The sequence below is a fragment of the Kibdelosporangium phytohabitans genome, from assembly GCF_001302585.1.
In the GTDB taxonomy this organism is placed as follows: domain Bacteria; phylum Actinomycetota; class Actinomycetes; order Mycobacteriales; family Pseudonocardiaceae; genus Kibdelosporangium; species Kibdelosporangium phytohabitans.
On record NZ_CP012752.1, the window covers coordinates 11,627,637 to 11,642,610 of the forward strand.

Sequence of the window (14,974 nt, forward strand, 5' to 3'; positions counted from 1 at the left end):
CGTCTCCCTTAGTTGCGCCTGAGCATCCGGGTCAGGCCCGCCGCCGCCGTGGTCGCCAGCACCCAGCCGGTCGCGATCAGCCCGGTCGCCACCCATTGTGAGGCTCCCGGTGCCTGCCAGCGATTCTTGTTGCCGAAGTCGATGATCGGCACGAGCAGGTCCAATGTGTAGAGAACCGGGTTCCAGATCAGCGTGTCGTCGGAGTTGATCTCGTTCGGCTCGCCGCGCAGCGCGAACCAGACGCTGCCGAGCACCAGGCACACCAGCAGCCACACCAGGGCGCGCGTCGGCCGGTAGCCGTAGCCGACCATCGAACGCTGCAACCAGCTCCACAGCCGCACGCCCGGCCACAGGACACGCATGCCCTCCGCCAATGCGGCGTAACGCCATCGGTGTTTCTCGATCAGGACCGTCGCCGCGTGTTCCTCGTTGCCCGCCGCGCGGAACACGGCCGCCAGCTGGTCGTACGGGCCAGGGCTGTAATGGCCCTGCATCGAGGTGCGCAGCCACCGTAATCGGGTGCGGACCTTCTCGTCGTCCTTCAGGTCGATGGGGACGGCCAGCGACTCGTAGCGGAAGTCCTCGAGGTCGATCCGTCCCGTGCCGTCCCAGAACTTCTCGTTGTCCGCCAACGAGGCACAGCGCGCGTGCCGCAGCGTCACACGGCCACGCGGTGCCTGGCCCACGGTCAGCACGAGCTCCTGCGCGACCATGCCGTGGGCGTTCAACGCCGTTCCGCCAAGGCCTGATCCGAGGATCGCACCGTCGAAATTGGCTTCACGGCCGATCTCCGCGCGGTGCATCCGCACGCCGCCGTGCGCGGCGAACGGCCGGTGCCCGGCGGCGAGGATCAGGTCACGCCCGATCGTCGCGGCGCGGATGTCGACCGACGGCGCCACCGCGCCGGTGCGCATGTTCTTGCCCGGCTCGGTCAACCGGGAGCCGCGCAGGTCCAGGTTCGCGCCGATCTTGGCGCCCTGGAACGACAGGCACCCGGCGGCTTCGATGAACCGGCCGTCCAGGTTGCTGCCGACGGCCAGCCGCCGGGCGAGGATCACGTCCGAATCGGGGTTGCGCAGGTTCGTGCCGTCCAGCAACAGGTTGCCGCTGATGGACACGTCGACCATCCGCGCCTGCCCGGCCAGGCGCATCGACCGGGCGTCGAAGTCACCGCTGATCTGCGTTCCGTCCAGGTGCAGTGCCCGGTGCGGCCACGGCGGGTCCTGCTCGCCGGACACGTCGATGTCCGCACTGGACAACCGCAGCGAGCCGCCGATCACGGCGTTGACGATCCGCAGCGTGCCGTTGGACCGCAGGCCGCGGTCCAGTTCGAGGTTTCCCTCCACCCTGAGCCGGTCGGCGATCAGTGTCGCGCTCACGTCGAAACCCGGGTCGCCGGTGACCTCGGTGCCGGTCGTGTCGCCGTGGTTGAGCTCGGCGCCGCGCAGCGAGAAGTCGCTCTCCACCCTGGTCGCGGGCAGGAACACCCAGCCGGTCGACGAGAACCGGGCGCCGGTGTTGACGTCGATGCCGCACAACAGGTTCCCGCCGACGTGCAGGCCGTATCCGTTGAGCGCGTAGCCTTCGGGGTTGTCCAGGACAGCACCGGAGAAGTTCACGTTGCCGCCCGCGCGCAGTCCGGGCATCCGGATCTCACCGCGCGCCACCAAGTTGTTGGCCAGCAACGCGCCGGCGCACACCAGCCGGTCGGCCTGCAGCGCGCGGCCGGTGTGGTTGCCGAGCCTGCTGTCCGCCAGGTTGAGCGAGCCCTCGATCTGGGTGTCGACGAGGTCGACCGCCGAACCGTCCACTGTGGTCGACGCGAGGACGAGGTCGTTGTCGCACCGCATGTTCTTGGCCTGCAGGCCGGGCAGCCAGCAGTCGCGGAACTCCAGTCCGGCGAGCTTGGCCTGCCGCAGGTCCGGCGGGTGCTCGAAGCGGCACCGGACGAACTCGATGACGTACGGGAACTCCAGCGCCCGCAGGTTCAGCGAACCGGTGAGGAAGCGGTCCTCGACGAGGATCACCGGCGGGCTCGCGGACCTGCGACGCAGCCGCAAGCCCGCGCCGTCCGGCTCGGTCACCCGGCGGACCACGTCCGAGGCGGACATGTGGGCCCACTTGCCGGGATTCGGGTCGGACACGTCCAGGCGTGGCGGCTCCTCCGGTGCGGAGCCGCCACGGTTGCCCGGCAAACCGTCAGTCCTTGCGCAGCACGCGGGACAGGAACGCCTTGGTGCGTTCGTGTTTGGGCGAGCGGATCACGTCTTCCGGCGCACCCGCCTCGACCACGACGCCGCCGTCCATGAACACCACGGAATCGGCGACCTCACGCGCGAACTCCATCTCGTGCGTGACCACGACCATGGTCATGCCGTCCTTGGCCAGCTGGCGCATGACAGCGAGCACGTCACCGACGAGCTCGGGGTCCAGCGCCGAGGTCGGCTCGTCGAACAGCATCAGCTTGGGCTGCATGGCCAGTGCCCGCGCGATGGCGACGCGCTGCTGCTGGCCGCCGGAGAGCTGACGCGGGTAGTTCTTCGCCTTGTCGGCCAGCCCGACCTGTTCGAGCAACTCGGCTCCGCGCGCACGGGCCAGCGCCTTGGATTCGCCCTTGACCTGCACCGGCGCCTCGATCACGTTCTCAAGCGCGGTCATGTGCGGGAACAGGTTGAAGCGCTGGAAGACCATGCCGATCTCCTGGCGCTTGTGCGCGACCTCGTTCTCCTTGAGCTCGTAGAGCTTGTCGCCGCGCTGCTGGTAGCCGACGAGTTCGCCGTCCACCGACAGCCGGCCCGCGTCCACCTTCTCCAGGTGGTTGATGCAGCGCAGGAAGGTCGACTTGCCGGAGCCGGACGGCCCGATGATGCACATCACCTCACCGGGCTGGACCTCCAGGTCGATGCCCTTGAGCACCTCGAGGCTGCCGAAGCGCTTGCACACGCCCTCGGCTTTCACCATCGCGGTCACTTGCGCTCCTTCCGCTGCCCGAGCCGGAAGCCGAACATCCGGCTCGCCCAGCCGGTCGTGCGGACCGTTGACTGGCTGTACTTGCGCTCGATGAAGCCCTGGAACACCGTCAGCACGCTGGTGCAGACCAGGTACCAGATCGCCGCGACGATCAGCAGCGGGATGACCCGGTAGTTCTGGGCGTAGATCTGCTGGACGACGACCGTGAGCTCGGTGTAGCCGATCACCGTGACCAGCGAGGTGGTCTTCAGCATCGAGATCAGCTGGTTGCCGGTCGGCGGGATGATCACGCGCATGGCCTGCGGCAGCACGATCCGGCGCAGTGTCCTGGCCCTGGTCATGCCCAGCGCGCCCGCGGCCTCGGTCTGCCCCTCGTCCACCGACGAGATACCGGCGCGGACGATCTCGGCCATGTAGGCGGCCTCGTTGAGCCCCAGTCCGAGCAGGGCCGCGATCGGCAGCGTGATCGTCGCGGTGGTCTCGAAGGTGACGAACTCCGGGCCGAACGGGATGCCCAGCCCGAACGTCGGGTAGAGGGCGCTCAGGTTGGCCCAGAAGATCAGCTGCGTGATCAGCGGTGTGCCGCGGAACAGCCAGATGTAGACGCCCGCGGCCCCGGAGAGCACCGGGTTGGGCGACAGCCGCATCACCGCGAGGATGACGCCGCCGACGATGCCGATGGCCATCGCCGCCACGGTCAGCCACAGCGTGGTGACCAGTGCTTTGACGATCCGGGTGTCGAACAGGTACGGGCCGACCAGTTCCCAGCGGAAGTTCGGGTTGACGATGATGCTGCGGACGGCGAGCGCGGCCAGCACGAGCACGACCGCGCCGCCGATCCAGCGGCCGTAGTGCCGCACCGGAACCGCTTTGATCGGTTCCGGGCGGCGTTCTTCGGTTGACAAAGACAAGGGACTCTCCAGATCAGCCCGCCGGTGCGGGGTTCACCTCAGACTTGGTGACCGCGCCCTGCTGAACGCCCCACTTCTCCAGGATCTTCTTGTACGTGCCGTCCTCGATCAGCGCCTGGATCGCACCCTGGACGGCCTTGGCGTACTCACCCTTGCCCTTGGGCAGCGCGAGGCCGTAGGGCGCGCTGTCGTAGACCTGGCCGAACTGCTCGAGCTGGCCGTTGGTCATCTTGAGCGCGTAGTCGACGACCGGCGAGTCGGCCAGCATTCCCTGGACGCGCTTCGAGCTCAGCGCCAGGTTGGCGTCGGTCTGGTTCTGGAACTGCTGGACGTTGATGTCCGGCTGCCCGGCCTGCTTGCACTTGGCCGTGCGGGCCTCGAGGTCCTCGACCTGGACAGTGCCCTTCTGGACAGCGATGTTCTTGCCGCACAGCGTGTCCAGCGTGAGCTTGTCGGGGTTGCCCTTCAGCACGGCACCGGAGGTGCCCGCGCTGAAGTACGACACCATGTCGACCTCTTTGAGGCGGTCGGCGTTGATGGTCAACGACGACATCGCGGCCTCGTAGCGGCCGGACGCGAGCCCGGCGATGATGCCGTCGAACGCCGTGTTCTGGTACTCGACTGTGACACCGAGCTTCTGCCCGATGGCCTTGCCGAGGTCGACGTCCATCCCGACGACCTTGTCGTTCTCGACGAACTCGTTCGGCGGGTAGCTCTGGTCCTGCCCGATGAGGATCTTGCCGTCGGCCTTGATCTCCGCGGGCAGCAGCGCCGCGAGCTTGTCGTCCTTCGCCGCCGCCGGGATCTCCGCCGACTGGCTGTTGCCGGGCGCCCCACCACCGCCACCGGGGTTGTCCTGCACGGTTCCACACGCCGCCGCCAGTGTCGCCAACGCCATCGTGGGCAACAGGGCGAGCAACTTGTGCCTGGTCCGTAGCGCCACAGGTCACTCCTTCTCTTGGTCAAGTGTCCGCATACTGCCACTTGTTAGCGCCCGTTCCCAGCAAGCACCCGTTACGACCTGGTCACCGAGCAGCTGATTGGCCGATCCGCTTCGCCGGTCCGGTGTGTCGCCTACGATTCCCACGGTGACCAGACGATCGCTGCCACCGTCGAAAGTGCTCGGGACGATGCTCGCGGGAGCGGTCGGCGACGCGCTCGGCGCGCCGATCGAGTTCGACTCCATCGAAGGCATCCGGCAGCGGTACGGCCCGCAGGGCCTGCAGGACTACGTCCCCTCGTACACCGGCACCGGCGAGATCACCGACGACACGCAGATGACGCTGTTCACCCTGGAAGGCCTGCTCAGGGCGCACGCGGGGCAGCGGCGGGGGACCGCGATCGACCTGACCATGGTCATGCAGCACGCCTACCAGCGCTGGCACCACACGCAGGGCACGCCGTGGGAGCGCTGCGGCGGTGTGTTCGCGCAGCAGTCGGCCGAGCCGGACGGCTGGCTGATCACCAACCGCGGCTTGTTCCACCGGCGCGCGCCAGGTGGCACGTGCCTGGCGTCGCTGCGGGCGTTCGTGAACACGGGCAGCCCGACGACGCCGGACAAGCGGATCAACGACTCCAAGGGCTGCGGCGGCGTGATGCGGGCGGCTCCGGTGGCGTTCTGGTCGGAGGACCCGGCGGAGATCTTCGACATCGCCGTGCGGAGTGCCGCGCTCACCCATGGCCACCCCAGCGGCTTCCTGTCCGCGGGTGTGCTGGCGGTGATCGTCAGCGAACTGCTCGAGGGCACGGCGCTGCCGGACGCGATCACCGTGGCGCGGGAACACCTGCTGCGCTGGGACGACCACCAGGAACAGCTGGACATCTTGGACAAAGCCGTCGAACTGTCGCCGCACCGGCCGGATCCGGAGACCATCGCGGCGCAACTCGGCGGCGGCTGGGTCGGCGAAGAGGCCCTCGCGATCGGGGTGTGCGCCGCGCTGTGCGCCGACACCATGGCCGACGGCCTGCTGATGGCCGTCAACCACTCCGGCGACAGCGACTCGACCGGGGCGATCTGCGGCAACATCCTGGGCGCCGCGTGGGGCATCGACGCGGTCCCGGCCGAGTGGCTGGCCCAGCTGGAGCTGCGCGAGGTGATCGAACGGCTGAGCCTGGACGCCGTCGTGGAGTTCGGGCCGAAGCCGTTGCACGATTCGGCCTGGTACGCCCGCTACCCGGACTGGTGACATGACCGCGCTCAGCCGTCTTCTCGCGGCCGACTGGGAGAACCAGGACCTGGGGCTCGACCACATCCGGTCCCGCACGAAGCTGATGGTGGAGTTCCTGCGCAGGATCGCGCTCTGGAGCGACGCGTACGACGTCCCGCCCCAGCGGCACTGGCCCTTCATCGACCTGGGCACGTACGTGGCGCCCGACCTGCGGGCGGCTCCCGACGTGCTCGACCGCCTCACCGAGGTCGAGACGTACCTCGGGCGCTACGAGGCGCGCAGGGCAGCCGAGGCCGCACTGCATTGGGACGTCGTCAAAGGCGCCGCCGACCTGCCCGACCTGCCTGACCCGTACGAGCCGTACCTGCTGTTCCTCGAACGCGGCGGCGGGTTCTACATCGACAAGGGGCTCTTCATCGACTTCTACGCCGCGGTCCCGATGAAACGCCCGCAGGACTGGCGTGACCGGAAGCCGGTTCCCATCGACCCGGCGTCCCTCGACGCCTACGACACCGCGTGAACGACCCGGCGGTCGAGCAAGCTGTCCGGCTGCAGCTGGGCATGGCGCACCTGGTCGAGCAGACGGCGCCCGCGGGCTTCGCGCCGAAGGTCGCGGTGGGGCTGGATGTGGCGTACGCGCAGGACTCGGATCGGCTGATCGCGGCAGCGGTGTGTGTCGACATGACGACACTGACGATTGTGGACAGTGCGGTGCACGAGGCCGTCGCCGACTTCCCCTACGTCCCGGGGCTGTTCGCGTTCCGCGAGCTGCCCGCGCTGCTCCCGGCGCTGGCTAAGCTGACCACCAGCCCGGACGTGCTGGTCTGCGACGGGCAGGGGCTGGCGCACCCGCGCGGGTTCGGGCTCGCCTGCCACATCGGGGTCGAGACGGGGCTGCCGTCGATCGGGGTGGGGAAACAAGCGCTTGGCCAATTCGAGGCGCCGGGACCGACCCGCGGCGACTGGAAGCCGTTGGTGGACAACGGCGAGACCGTCGGACGCGCGTTGCGCACGCAGGACGACGTCAAGCCGGTGTTCGTGTCCGTCGGCCACCGGATCGACCTCGACACCGCGTGCGACCTGGTGCTGAAACTGAGCCCCCGGTACCGGCTGCCCGAGACCACCCGGGCAGCCGACCACCTCGGTCGCGAGGCCCTAGCGGGTCGCGTGGGAGTGCAGGACGTGCGCGACTGACGTCGTCACGCGCGCGGCCTGGCTGAGGTGCAGCCACTCGTCGGGCACGTGGATGTTGCTGTCCGAGCCGACCGCGCCCGTGACCAGGAACTGGGCCGCCGGGTAGGTCGTGGCCAGCAGGCCCATGAACGGGATCGAGCCGCCGAGGCCCACGGTGCCCCATGGCGCGTCGAACACCGTCGTGCTCACGTCGTCCAAAGTGGTCCGCAGCCACGGCGCCAGCTCCGGCGCGTCCCAGCCGTCGGCCAGGTCGGAACGGGTCAGCTCGACCTGTGCGCCGTAGGGGACGTCGGTGGTCAGCGCCTGCTTCAACTGCTCGAGGGCCGCGGTCGCCCCGGCGGTCGGCGGCAGCCGGAAGCTCAGCGACAGCGTGGTGAACGGCCGCAGCACGTTGCCCGCGTCGAGCGGCTCGGGCATGCCGGAAGCGCCGATCACCGACAGCGTCGGCCGCCAGCTGTTGTTCAGGATCAGCTCGAGGTCGTCGGCCACGACCGGGCGGGTACCCGCGGCCAGCGGGAACGCCGTGCCGGCCTTGCCCGCCGCGGCCGCCGCGCTGACCTTGGCCTCCTCGATGCGGTGCGGCGGGATGTCCACGTTCATCGCCGACAGCAGGACCTCGCCGGTGGTGGAGTTCTCCAGCCGGTCGAGCAGGGTCCGCATGATCCGGAACGAACTCGGCACGATCCCGCTCGCCAGCCCGGAGTGCGCGCCGGCGTCGAGCACGCGCACGGTCACGTCCACCGAGACCATGCCGCGCAGCGAGGTGGTCAGCCACAACCGCGAGTAGTCGCTACCGCCCGAATCCAGGCACACCACCAGAGTCACGTCGCCGAGGCGGTCACGCAGGTGCTCCAGGTAGGGCGCGAGGTCGGGGCTGCCCGATTCCTCGCTGGTCTCCAGCAGGATCACGCACCGCGCGTGCGAACCGCCCCCGGCCCGTACGGCCTCGATGGCTGCCGTGGCGGCGTAACCCGAGTAACCGTCGTCCGCGGCGCCACGCCCATACAACCGGCCGTCGCGCAGAACAGGCGTCCACGGACCGAGTCCCTCGCCCCAACCGCCGACAGGCGGCTGCTTGTCCAGGTGCCCGTAGAGCAGGACCGTCCCGGCGTCCTCCGCGCCCGGGGTTGCCGGCACATCCACCATCACCAGTGGCGTCCGGCCTTCCAGCCGCACGGTCTCGACCGTCGCCCCCGGCAGGTTCCGCGCGGTGATCCACTTGCTGACGTGCGCGGCGGCGTCGTCCAGGTGCCCCGTCGCCGCCCAGTTCGGGTCGAACGCGGGTGACAGCGCGGGAATCGTGACCAGCTCGGACAAACTGGGCAGGATCTCCGCATCCCAGAGCCGGCTGACGGTCGAGTTCAGGGTGTTGTGCTCCACCCCCCGATCCTGTCACGAGTGCGTGGGTGGCCCAGATCACATTTGCCCGGCCGGGTGTCCGCCGACCGCAGGATCGAGATTGCGCCGAACGTGCTCTGGCGTGCGCGGCGGGCCTGCTCGCTAGGCAGCCCGATCATCGGTGATCCTACGATTTCCCCTGCTCAAGAGGATTTCGAGCCAATTTCACGACCGCGCCGGACTCACCAGATCGGGGAATGGCATGCCAGGATGGAATGTGACAGCCGTCAACGCCGACCGCCGCTGTCCGCCTCCCAACCCGAGGTGGCGGCGCGCGCCGGAGTAGGCCCCCAGGCGCCGTCACGAGCGATGCCGTGGCCTCGAACACGAGGAGAAAGCCGCATGTCGTCCCCAGAACAGTGGACGCACCCGGAGCCGGGAGGCGGTCCAGCCGCAACCGCGGCGAAACCGACCCCAGAACAGGTGATCGCGGGTTTGCGTGCGACCAACGAAGGCGGCGCGGAGCTGGTGGAGCTCCTGACGCCGGAGGGTGAGCGAGTAGCGAACCCCGAGTTCGACAAGTACGTCGACGACATCGGTGCCGAACAGCTGCGCGGCCTGTACCGCGACATGGTTCTCGTTCGCCGCGCCGACCGTGAGGGCAACGCCCTGCAGCGCCAGGGCCAGCTCGGCATCTGGGTCCCGCTGCTGGGCCAGGAAGCCGCGCAGATCGGCGCGGGCCGTGCGCTCAAGCCGCAGGACATGGCGTTCCCCAGCTACCGCGAACACGGTGTCGCGTGGTGCCGCGGGATCAAGCCGGAGCAGATCCTCGCCACGTTCCGAGGCACCCAGCACTCCGAGTGGGACCCGGTGCAGCACCGGTTCCACCCGTACACGATCGTGATCGGCAACCAGGTCGTGAACGCGGCCGGGTACGCGATGGGCCAGCGCTTCGACGGCAAGGTCGGCAACGAGCCGGACGCCGAGGCCACCATGGTCTTCTTCGGCGACGGCGCCACCAGCCAGGGTGACGTGCACGAGGGCTTCGTGTGGGCCGCGGTGTACGACGCCCCCGTCGTCTTCTACTGCCAGAACAACCAGTGGGCGATCTCCGAGCCGACCGAGCGGCAGAGCAGGCTCCCGCTGTACCAGCGGGCCCGCGGCTACGGCTTCCCCGGCATCCGCGTTGACGGCAACGACGTGCTGGCCTGCCTGGCGGTGTCCCGCTGGGCGCTGGAGGAGTGCCGGACGGGCAACGGCCCGGTGCTGATCGAGGCGTTCACGTACCGGATGGACGCGCACACCACCTCCGACGACCCGACGCGCTACCGGCTGTCGGACGAGCTGGAGGCGTGGAAGCTCAAGGACCCGATCGAGCGCGTCCGCGTGCACCTGGTGCGCAGCGGCATGGCCGAGCCGGAGTTCTTCGACGAGGTGCAGGTCGAGGCCGACCAGCTGGCGTCCGAGCTGCGCGCGTACTGCTTCAACATGCCGGACCCGCCCGCCGAGCGGATCTTCTCGAAGGTCTACGCCGGCGGGAACCCGGTGCTGGACCAGCAACGCGACGAGTACTTGGACTACCTGGCCGGTTTCGAGGGAGGTGCGCACTGATGGCGGCACCAGTGATGGACAAGAAGGTGGCTGTGCCCGCGGCGCCCACGAAGCTGACCATGGGCAAGGCGATCAACATGGGGCTGCGCGCCGCGATGGAGCGCGACCCCAAGGTCCTCGTGATGGGTGAGGACGTCGGCAAGATGGGCGGCGTCTACCGGATCACCGACGGACTGCAGAAGGACTTCGGCGAGCACCGCGTGCTGGACACCCCGCTGTCCGAGTCGGGCATCGTCGGCACCGCCGTCGGCCTGGCCGTGCGCGGTTTCCGGCCGGTGTGCGAGATCCAGTTCGAGGGCTTCATCTTCCCCGCGTTCGACCAGATCTCCAGCCAGGTCGCCAAGCTGCACTACCGCACGCAGGGCATGCTGAAGCTGCCGCTGGTGATCCGCGTGCCGTTCGGCGGCGGTGTCGGCGCGGTCGAGCACCACTCCGAGTCGCCGGAGGCCTACTTCGCGCACATGCCCGGGATCAAGGTCGTGTCCTGCGCGAACCCGGTGGACGCGTACTGGATGATCCAGCAGGCGATCGACAGCGACGACCCGGTGATCTTCTTCGAGCCGAAGCGGCGCTACCACGAGAAAGCCGAGATCGACACGGACGCGACGCCGTACCCGCTGTTCAAGTCGCGTGTCGTGCGGCCCGGGACGACCGCGACGCTCGCGTCGTACGGTCCGCTCGTGAAGACCTGTCTGGACGCGGCGACCGCGGCCGCGGAGGACGGGCAGGACCTCGAGGTGATCGACCTGCGCACGCTGTCGCCGCTGGACCTGGACCCGGTGTTCGAGTCGGTGCGCCGCACCGGGCACCTGGTCGTGGCCAGTGAGGCGCCGGGTGAGGTGTCGATCGCGTCCGAGATCGCCGACCGGGTGCAGCGCGAGTGCTTCTACTCGCTGGAGGCGCCGGTGCTGAAGGTGACCGGGTTCGACACGCCGTACCCGCCGTCCAAAGTCGAGGAGGAGTACCTCCCCGACCTGGACCGCGTGCTCGATGCCGTCGACCGTTCGCTGGCGTGGTGACCCGTGCCCGACTTCAAGCACTTCCCCCTTCCTGACGTCGGTGAAGGCCTTGTCGAGGCGGAGATCCTGACCTGGCACGTCCAGGTCGGCTCCACGGTCAAGGTCAACGACATCTTCGTGGAGATCGAGACCTCGAAGGCGGCGGTCGAACTGCCGGCGCCGTACGAGGGCGTGGTCACCGAACTGCTGGCCCAGCCGGGTGAGACGGTCGCGGTCGGAACGCCGATCATCGTGTTCGACGTGGACCCCGGCGGCGCGGCGAAGTCCACTCCGGACTCGTCCGGCGGCGGTACCAAGATCGGTGAGGAGAGCGCGGACGGCCGGATCCAGAGCCTGGTCGGCTACGGCCCGAAGACCGGTGCGGCGAAACGCCGTGCCCGCAAGGGTTCCGCTCCCGCTCCAGTCGCTCCTGCCCCAATCGCTCCTGCCCCGGTCGCGGCGGCCCCGGTCGTCGTCGAACCCGAACCGGTGCCGGAGCCCGAACCCGTCGCGACGGCACTGCCCGGTGGGTACGTGCCGCTGGCCAAGCCGCCAGTCCGCAAGCTGGCCAAGGACCTGGGCGTCGATCTGCGCCAACTGGCCGTCGCGGGCCAGGTCATCACGCGTGACGACGTCGAACGCGCGGCGGCGCCCGCCACTGCCCCGGAGGCGCCCGCCGTGGTGTCCTCGGGCGAGCGGGAACGCCGCGTCCCGGTCCGCGGTGTCCGCAAGGCGACCGCGAAGGCCATGGTGGACAGTGCGTTCACCGCGCCGCACGTCACCGAGTTCATGACCATCGACGTCACGCCGATGATGGAACTGCGGGCGAGGCTCAAGAACCACCCGCGGTTGCGTGACGTGAAGCTGACACCGCTGACCTTCGCGGCGAAAGCCGTGCTGCTGGCGATGAAGCGGACGCCGGACATCAACGCGGTGTGGGCGGGCGACGAGATCGTCTACAAGTCCTACGTGCACCTGGGGATCGCCGCGGCCACCCCGCGTGGCCTGGTCGTGCCCAAGGTCCACGACGCGGACCAGCTGTCGCTGCGGGAACTGGCGCAGGCGCTCGAAGCGCTGACCGACAAGGCCCGTGCCGGCAAGACCACCCCGGCGGAGATGGCGAACGGCACGTTCACCATCACCAACATCGGGGTGTTCGGTGTGGACACCGGGACGCCGATCATCAACCCGGGCGAGTCCGCGATCCTGGCGCTCGGCACGATCCGCGACATGCCGTGGGTGGTCGACGGCCAGGTGGTGCCGCGCAAGATCTGCCAGCTGTCGCTGAGTTTCGACCACCGCGTGATCGACGGTCAGCAGGGCTCCGAGTTCCTCGCGGACGTGGGTGCCCTGCTCGCCGACCCGAGCATCGCGATCACTTACTAGAACCTCGTGAGTGGTTGGTCCGGTTAGAACCGGACCAACCACTCACGAGGGGTTTCGGCCGGTGAGGCCGAGGATCCGGTCCAGCAGTGGGGCGTCTGCGGGTACGGGCACTTCCGGCCCGTAGACGCCCATGTCGCGACCCCATTCGACGTTCGCGACGAGCTCCTTGTGCACGTATTCGAGCAGGTCCGCGTCGAATTCCAGATGCTGGCCGGTGGCGCGGGCCAGGTCGGTGCCGTGGATGACGACCTCGCCGGTGACCATGCCGCCGACCAGCGCCGCGGGCAGTTCGGTCGGGCCGCCCATGTGCGTGGTGCCGTCCCAGGCGGCCGGTTCGCTCCAGGCCGCGGCGAGTTTCGCCAAGTTCGCGACCAGCTCGTCCTGCCAGTCGTCCGGGACGTCGGTCTCGTCTTCGGGAGTGTCCGGCGGCGGCACGAGTTCCTTGCGTGCGGCGCCTTCCAGCGACGGTCCCCAGTACAGCAGGTGGTTGAGCAGCTTGCGGACGTCGTAGTCGCGGCACGGCGTCGGCGCGCCGAGCTGGTCCGGCTTGATCCCGTTGACGACGTCGATGACGGGGCCGGTGGCGTGCTCGATCAGCTGGTTTCCTGACATGCGCGCAACAGTAGGGTGGGCTGCGGGGCGTGTATTGAACAAAGGCGACGGATGCGACGGGACCCGCGTGAACTGGCCTGGCGGAAGTTCCAGAGCCACGAGTTCGCCGCGCCCGCAGCGGATCTGGCGCCGTACGTCGCCCGGTACTGGATGGTCGAGTGGGACTACGCGGAGCCGTACCGGCAGCTGATCGTGCCGTACCCGAACGTGCACCTGACCTTCCACGAGGACAGTGCCGTGGGAGATGGGGCGAACGTCAACGGCGTCTCCAGCGGGCACGTGTTCCAGGTGCTCGACGGCCGCAGGAAAGTCTTCGGCATCGCGTTCCGGCCGGGGATGTTCCGGCCGTTCCTCGGCCGCGCGGTCGCCACCATCACCGACCGGGTCATCCCGGCCACCGGGGTTTTCCCCGGCACGCCGGCGAAGTACGCGATCGGTGAGGTGGAGGACTTCCTGCGGGCGAACCTGCCCGAACCCGACCCCAAGGCCGAGCTGGCCGCGCGGGTCGTCGAGCTGATCACGGCGAAACCCGGGATCGTGCGCGTCGACGAACTCGCGACGGCGTTCGGCACGACTGTCCGGCAGTTGCAGCGCCTGTTCGCCGAACACGTCGGTGTCGGGCCGAAATGGGTGATCCGCCGCTACCGGTTGCACGAGGTGACCGAGCGGATGGCCAAGGGCGACGCGATCGACTGGGCCGGTCTCGCCGCCGAACTCGGCTACGCCGACCAGGCCCACTTCACCAGGGACTTCACCAGGATGTTCGGTGAGACGCCGACGCGTTACGCGGAGCGCTACTGAGCAACGTCAAGCAGGGCAACGTGTTCCGGCGCGAGCTCCAGGTCGAACGAGCGCGCGTACGCCTCGTAGTGCTCCCATGTCCGCGGCCCGACGATCGGCGCGACCTGGTTCGACACCTGCAACAACCAGGCCAGCACGACCTGGCTGGCGGTCACGCCCAGCTCCCGGGCGACCTTGCCGAGGGCCGCCAGCTTCGCGTCGGCCTCCGGGCTGTCGTACTGCTTGTAGATCGACTTGGCCCTGCCACCTTCTTCGTAGGAACCCTGGAGGATCGGCGCGTACGCGGCCAACGTGACGTCCGGGTTGTGCTCCAGCCACGCCAGCATGTCGGCGGCTGCGACATTGCGGCGGCTGCGCACCGGGTCGAGGTACGTGAACTGCTGCTGCGCGACGATCGGCACGGCCCAGCCGTTGGCGCGGGCCAGTGCGCGGATCCGCTCCAGCCGCCAGGTCCAGACGTTGCTCCAGCCGACGTGACGGACTTTGCCCGCGCGCACGATCTCGTCGAGCGCCTGCAGCGTCTCCTCCAGCGGAGTCGCCATGTCGTCGACGTGGATGTAGTAGAGGTCGACGTGGTCGGTCTGGAGCCTGCGCAGGCTGTCGTCGATGCCGCGCCGGATCACGTCGGCACCCGCGCCGACGAAGTACGGCTCGGCGTCGCCGGTTTCCCGTGCCGCCGCGTAGTCGGCGAGCAGCGCCGACACCTTGGTGGCGAGGAAGACCTTGTCACGCCTGCCTTTCAGCAGCTCGCCGAGGATCTGCTCGCTCTCGCCGCCTTCGCTCGTGTCCGAGTTCCACCACGAGTAGCAGTCGGCGGTGTCCAGGAAGTCGCCGCCCGCGTCGAGGTACGCGTCCAGGATGCGGCTGGACGTCGGCTTGTCGGCGAGCGTGCCCATGGACATGCAGCCGAGCGCGACCTGGCTGACGGTCTGTTCTCCCAGTTGAACTCTCTTCATGTGATCAAACCTAGGAGTGATCGGTCCGG

The 14,974-nt window shown here is 69.0% G+C and carries 14 protein-coding genes; 7 read left to right on the forward strand and 7 right to left on the reverse strand.

Translation table 11 applies throughout. From position 1 onward, the window contains the following. Nucleotides 1–8: 8 nt before the first annotated feature. From AOZ06_RS52355 to AOZ06_RS52370, 4 genes are read right to left on the reverse strand one after another with little or no spacing between them, the layout of a single operon-like run. Nucleotides 9–2,195 carry a translocation/assembly module TamB domain-containing protein gene (locus AOZ06_RS52355; protein WP_083472505.1) on the reverse strand — a complete coding sequence of 729 codons (2,187 nt, stop codon included), beginning with the start codon at nucleotides 2,193–2,195 and terminating at the stop codon, nucleotides 9–11. A 4-nt stretch (nucleotides 2,196–2,199) separates the two neighbouring features. Continuing rightward, on the reverse strand, nucleotides 2,200–2,961 hold the full coding sequence (locus AOZ06_RS52360; RefSeq protein WP_179950875.1) for an amino acid ABC transporter ATP-binding protein: 762 nt from the start codon (nucleotides 2,959–2,961) through the stop codon (nucleotides 2,200–2,202). A 5-nt stretch (nucleotides 2,962–2,966) separates the two neighbouring features. After that, nucleotides 2,967–3,875, reverse strand: coding sequence for an amino acid ABC transporter permease (locus AOZ06_RS52365; RefSeq protein ID WP_083472506.1), 909 nt, complete (start codon nucleotides 3,873–3,875; stop codon nucleotides 2,967–2,969). A gap of 19 nt (nucleotides 3,876–3,894) precedes the next feature. Then, nucleotides 3,895–4,824 carry an ABC transporter substrate-binding protein gene (locus AOZ06_RS52370; protein ID WP_236952008.1) on the reverse strand — a complete coding sequence of 310 codons (930 nt, stop codon included), beginning with the start codon at nucleotides 4,822–4,824 and terminating at the stop codon, nucleotides 3,895–3,897. Nucleotides 4,825–4,969: 145 nt separating this feature from the next. Here AOZ06_RS52370 and AOZ06_RS52375 point away from each other — a divergent pair, with 145 nt between their 5' ends. From AOZ06_RS52375 to AOZ06_RS52385, 3 genes are read left to right on the forward strand one after another with little or no spacing between them, the layout of a single operon-like run. Next, the gene (locus AOZ06_RS52375) at nucleotides 4,970–6,067 is read left to right on the forward strand and encodes an ADP-ribosylglycohydrolase family protein (RefSeq protein ID WP_236952010.1); all 1,098 of its coding nucleotides are present in this window, start codon (nucleotides 4,970–4,972) and stop codon (nucleotides 6,065–6,067) included. A gap of 1 nt (nucleotide 6,068) precedes the next feature. Continuing rightward, nucleotides 6,069–6,569 carry a hypothetical protein gene (locus AOZ06_RS52380; protein WP_054296208.1) on the forward strand — a complete coding sequence of 167 codons (501 nt, stop codon included), beginning with the start codon at nucleotides 6,069–6,071 and terminating at the stop codon, nucleotides 6,567–6,569. After that, nucleotides 6,566–7,243: an endonuclease V gene (locus AOZ06_RS52385; RefSeq protein WP_054296209.1), complete on the forward strand. Its 678-nt coding sequence runs from the start codon at nucleotides 6,566–6,568 to the stop codon at nucleotides 7,241–7,243. The genes AOZ06_RS52380 and AOZ06_RS52385 overlap by 4 nt, the downstream gene beginning before the upstream one ends. Here AOZ06_RS52385 and AOZ06_RS52390 read toward each other — a convergent pair. Then, the gene (locus AOZ06_RS52390) at nucleotides 7,205–8,623 is read right to left on the reverse strand and encodes a M20/M25/M40 family metallo-hydrolase (protein ID WP_054296210.1); all 1,419 of its coding nucleotides are present in this window, start codon (nucleotides 8,621–8,623) and stop codon (nucleotides 7,205–7,207) included. The genes AOZ06_RS52385 and AOZ06_RS52390 overlap by 39 nt on opposite strands. A gap of 360 nt (nucleotides 8,624–8,983) precedes the next feature. On the opposite strand from AOZ06_RS52390, the gene pdhA reads away from it, so the two are divergent. The 3 genes from pdhA to AOZ06_RS52405 are packed head-to-tail and all read left to right on the forward strand — an operon-like array spanning nucleotide 8,984 to nucleotide 12,576. Beyond that, nucleotides 8,984–10,192 (forward strand): pyruvate dehydrogenase (acetyl-transferring) E1 component subunit alpha, encoded by a 1,209-nt coding sequence (gene pdhA, locus AOZ06_RS52395; RefSeq protein WP_054296211.1) that lies wholly within the window; start codon nucleotides 8,984–8,986, stop codon nucleotides 10,190–10,192. Next, a complete protein-coding gene (locus tag AOZ06_RS52400; protein WP_054296212.1) occupies nucleotides 10,192–11,211 on the forward strand; it encodes an alpha-ketoacid dehydrogenase subunit beta in 1,020 nt (339 codons plus the stop codon). Before pdhA ends, AOZ06_RS52400 begins: the two co-directional genes overlap by 1 nt. A gap of 3 nt (nucleotides 11,212–11,214) precedes the next feature. Continuing rightward, a complete protein-coding gene (locus AOZ06_RS52405) occupies nucleotides 11,215–12,576 on the forward strand; it encodes a dihydrolipoamide acetyltransferase family protein (RefSeq protein ID WP_054296213.1) in 1,362 nt (453 codons plus the stop codon). Nucleotides 12,577–12,618: 42 nt separating this feature from the next. On the opposite strand, the gene AOZ06_RS52410 is transcribed toward AOZ06_RS52405, so the two are convergent. After that, on the reverse strand, nucleotides 12,619–13,188 hold the full coding sequence (locus AOZ06_RS52410) for a TIGR03086 family metal-binding protein (RefSeq protein WP_083472507.1): 570 nt from the start codon (nucleotides 13,186–13,188) through the stop codon (nucleotides 12,619–12,621). A gap of 51 nt (nucleotides 13,189–13,239) precedes the next feature. Between AOZ06_RS52410 and AOZ06_RS52415 the strand changes: the two genes are divergently transcribed. Beyond that, nucleotides 13,240–13,989 carry a helix-turn-helix domain-containing protein gene (locus AOZ06_RS52415; protein ID WP_083472508.1) on the forward strand — a complete coding sequence of 250 codons (750 nt, stop codon included), beginning with the start codon at nucleotides 13,240–13,242 and terminating at the stop codon, nucleotides 13,987–13,989. Here the strand turns inward: AOZ06_RS52415 and AOZ06_RS52420 are convergent. Continuing rightward, complete coding sequence (locus tag AOZ06_RS52420) at nucleotides 13,983–14,945, reverse strand: aldo/keto reductase (protein WP_054296214.1); 963 nt, start codon at nucleotides 14,943–14,945, stop codon at nucleotides 13,983–13,985. The genes AOZ06_RS52415 and AOZ06_RS52420 overlap by 7 nt on opposite strands. Nucleotides 14,946–14,974 lie beyond the last annotated feature (29 nt).

Bases quoted from the DNA above. Each gene is read 5' to 3' on its own strand.
- AOZ06_RS52360 (WP_179950875.1), bottom strand. From the start codon at position 2,961: ATGGTGAAAGCCGAGGGCGTGTGCAAGCGCTTCGGCAGCCTCGAGGTG.
- AOZ06_RS52420 (WP_054296214.1), bottom strand. From the start codon at position 14,945: ATGAAGAGAGTTCAACTGGGAGAACAGACCGTCAGCCAGGTCGCGCTC.
- pdhA (WP_054296211.1), top strand. From the start codon at position 8,984: ATGTCGTCCCCAGAACAGTGGACGCACCCGGAGCCGGGAGGCGGTCCA.
- AOZ06_RS52400 (WP_054296212.1), top strand. From the start codon at position 10,192: ATGGCGGCACCAGTGATGGACAAGAAGGTGGCTGTGCCCGCGGCGCCC.
- AOZ06_RS52410 (WP_083472507.1), bottom strand. From the start codon at position 13,188: ATGTCAGGAAACCAGCTGATCGAGCACGCCACCGGCCCCGTCATCGAC.
- AOZ06_RS52380 (WP_054296208.1), top strand. From the start codon at position 6,069: ATGACCGCGCTCAGCCGTCTTCTCGCGGCCGACTGGGAGAACCAGGAC.
- AOZ06_RS52415 (WP_083472508.1), top strand. From the start codon at position 13,240: ATGCGACGGGACCCGCGTGAACTGGCCTGGCGGAAGTTCCAGAGCCAC.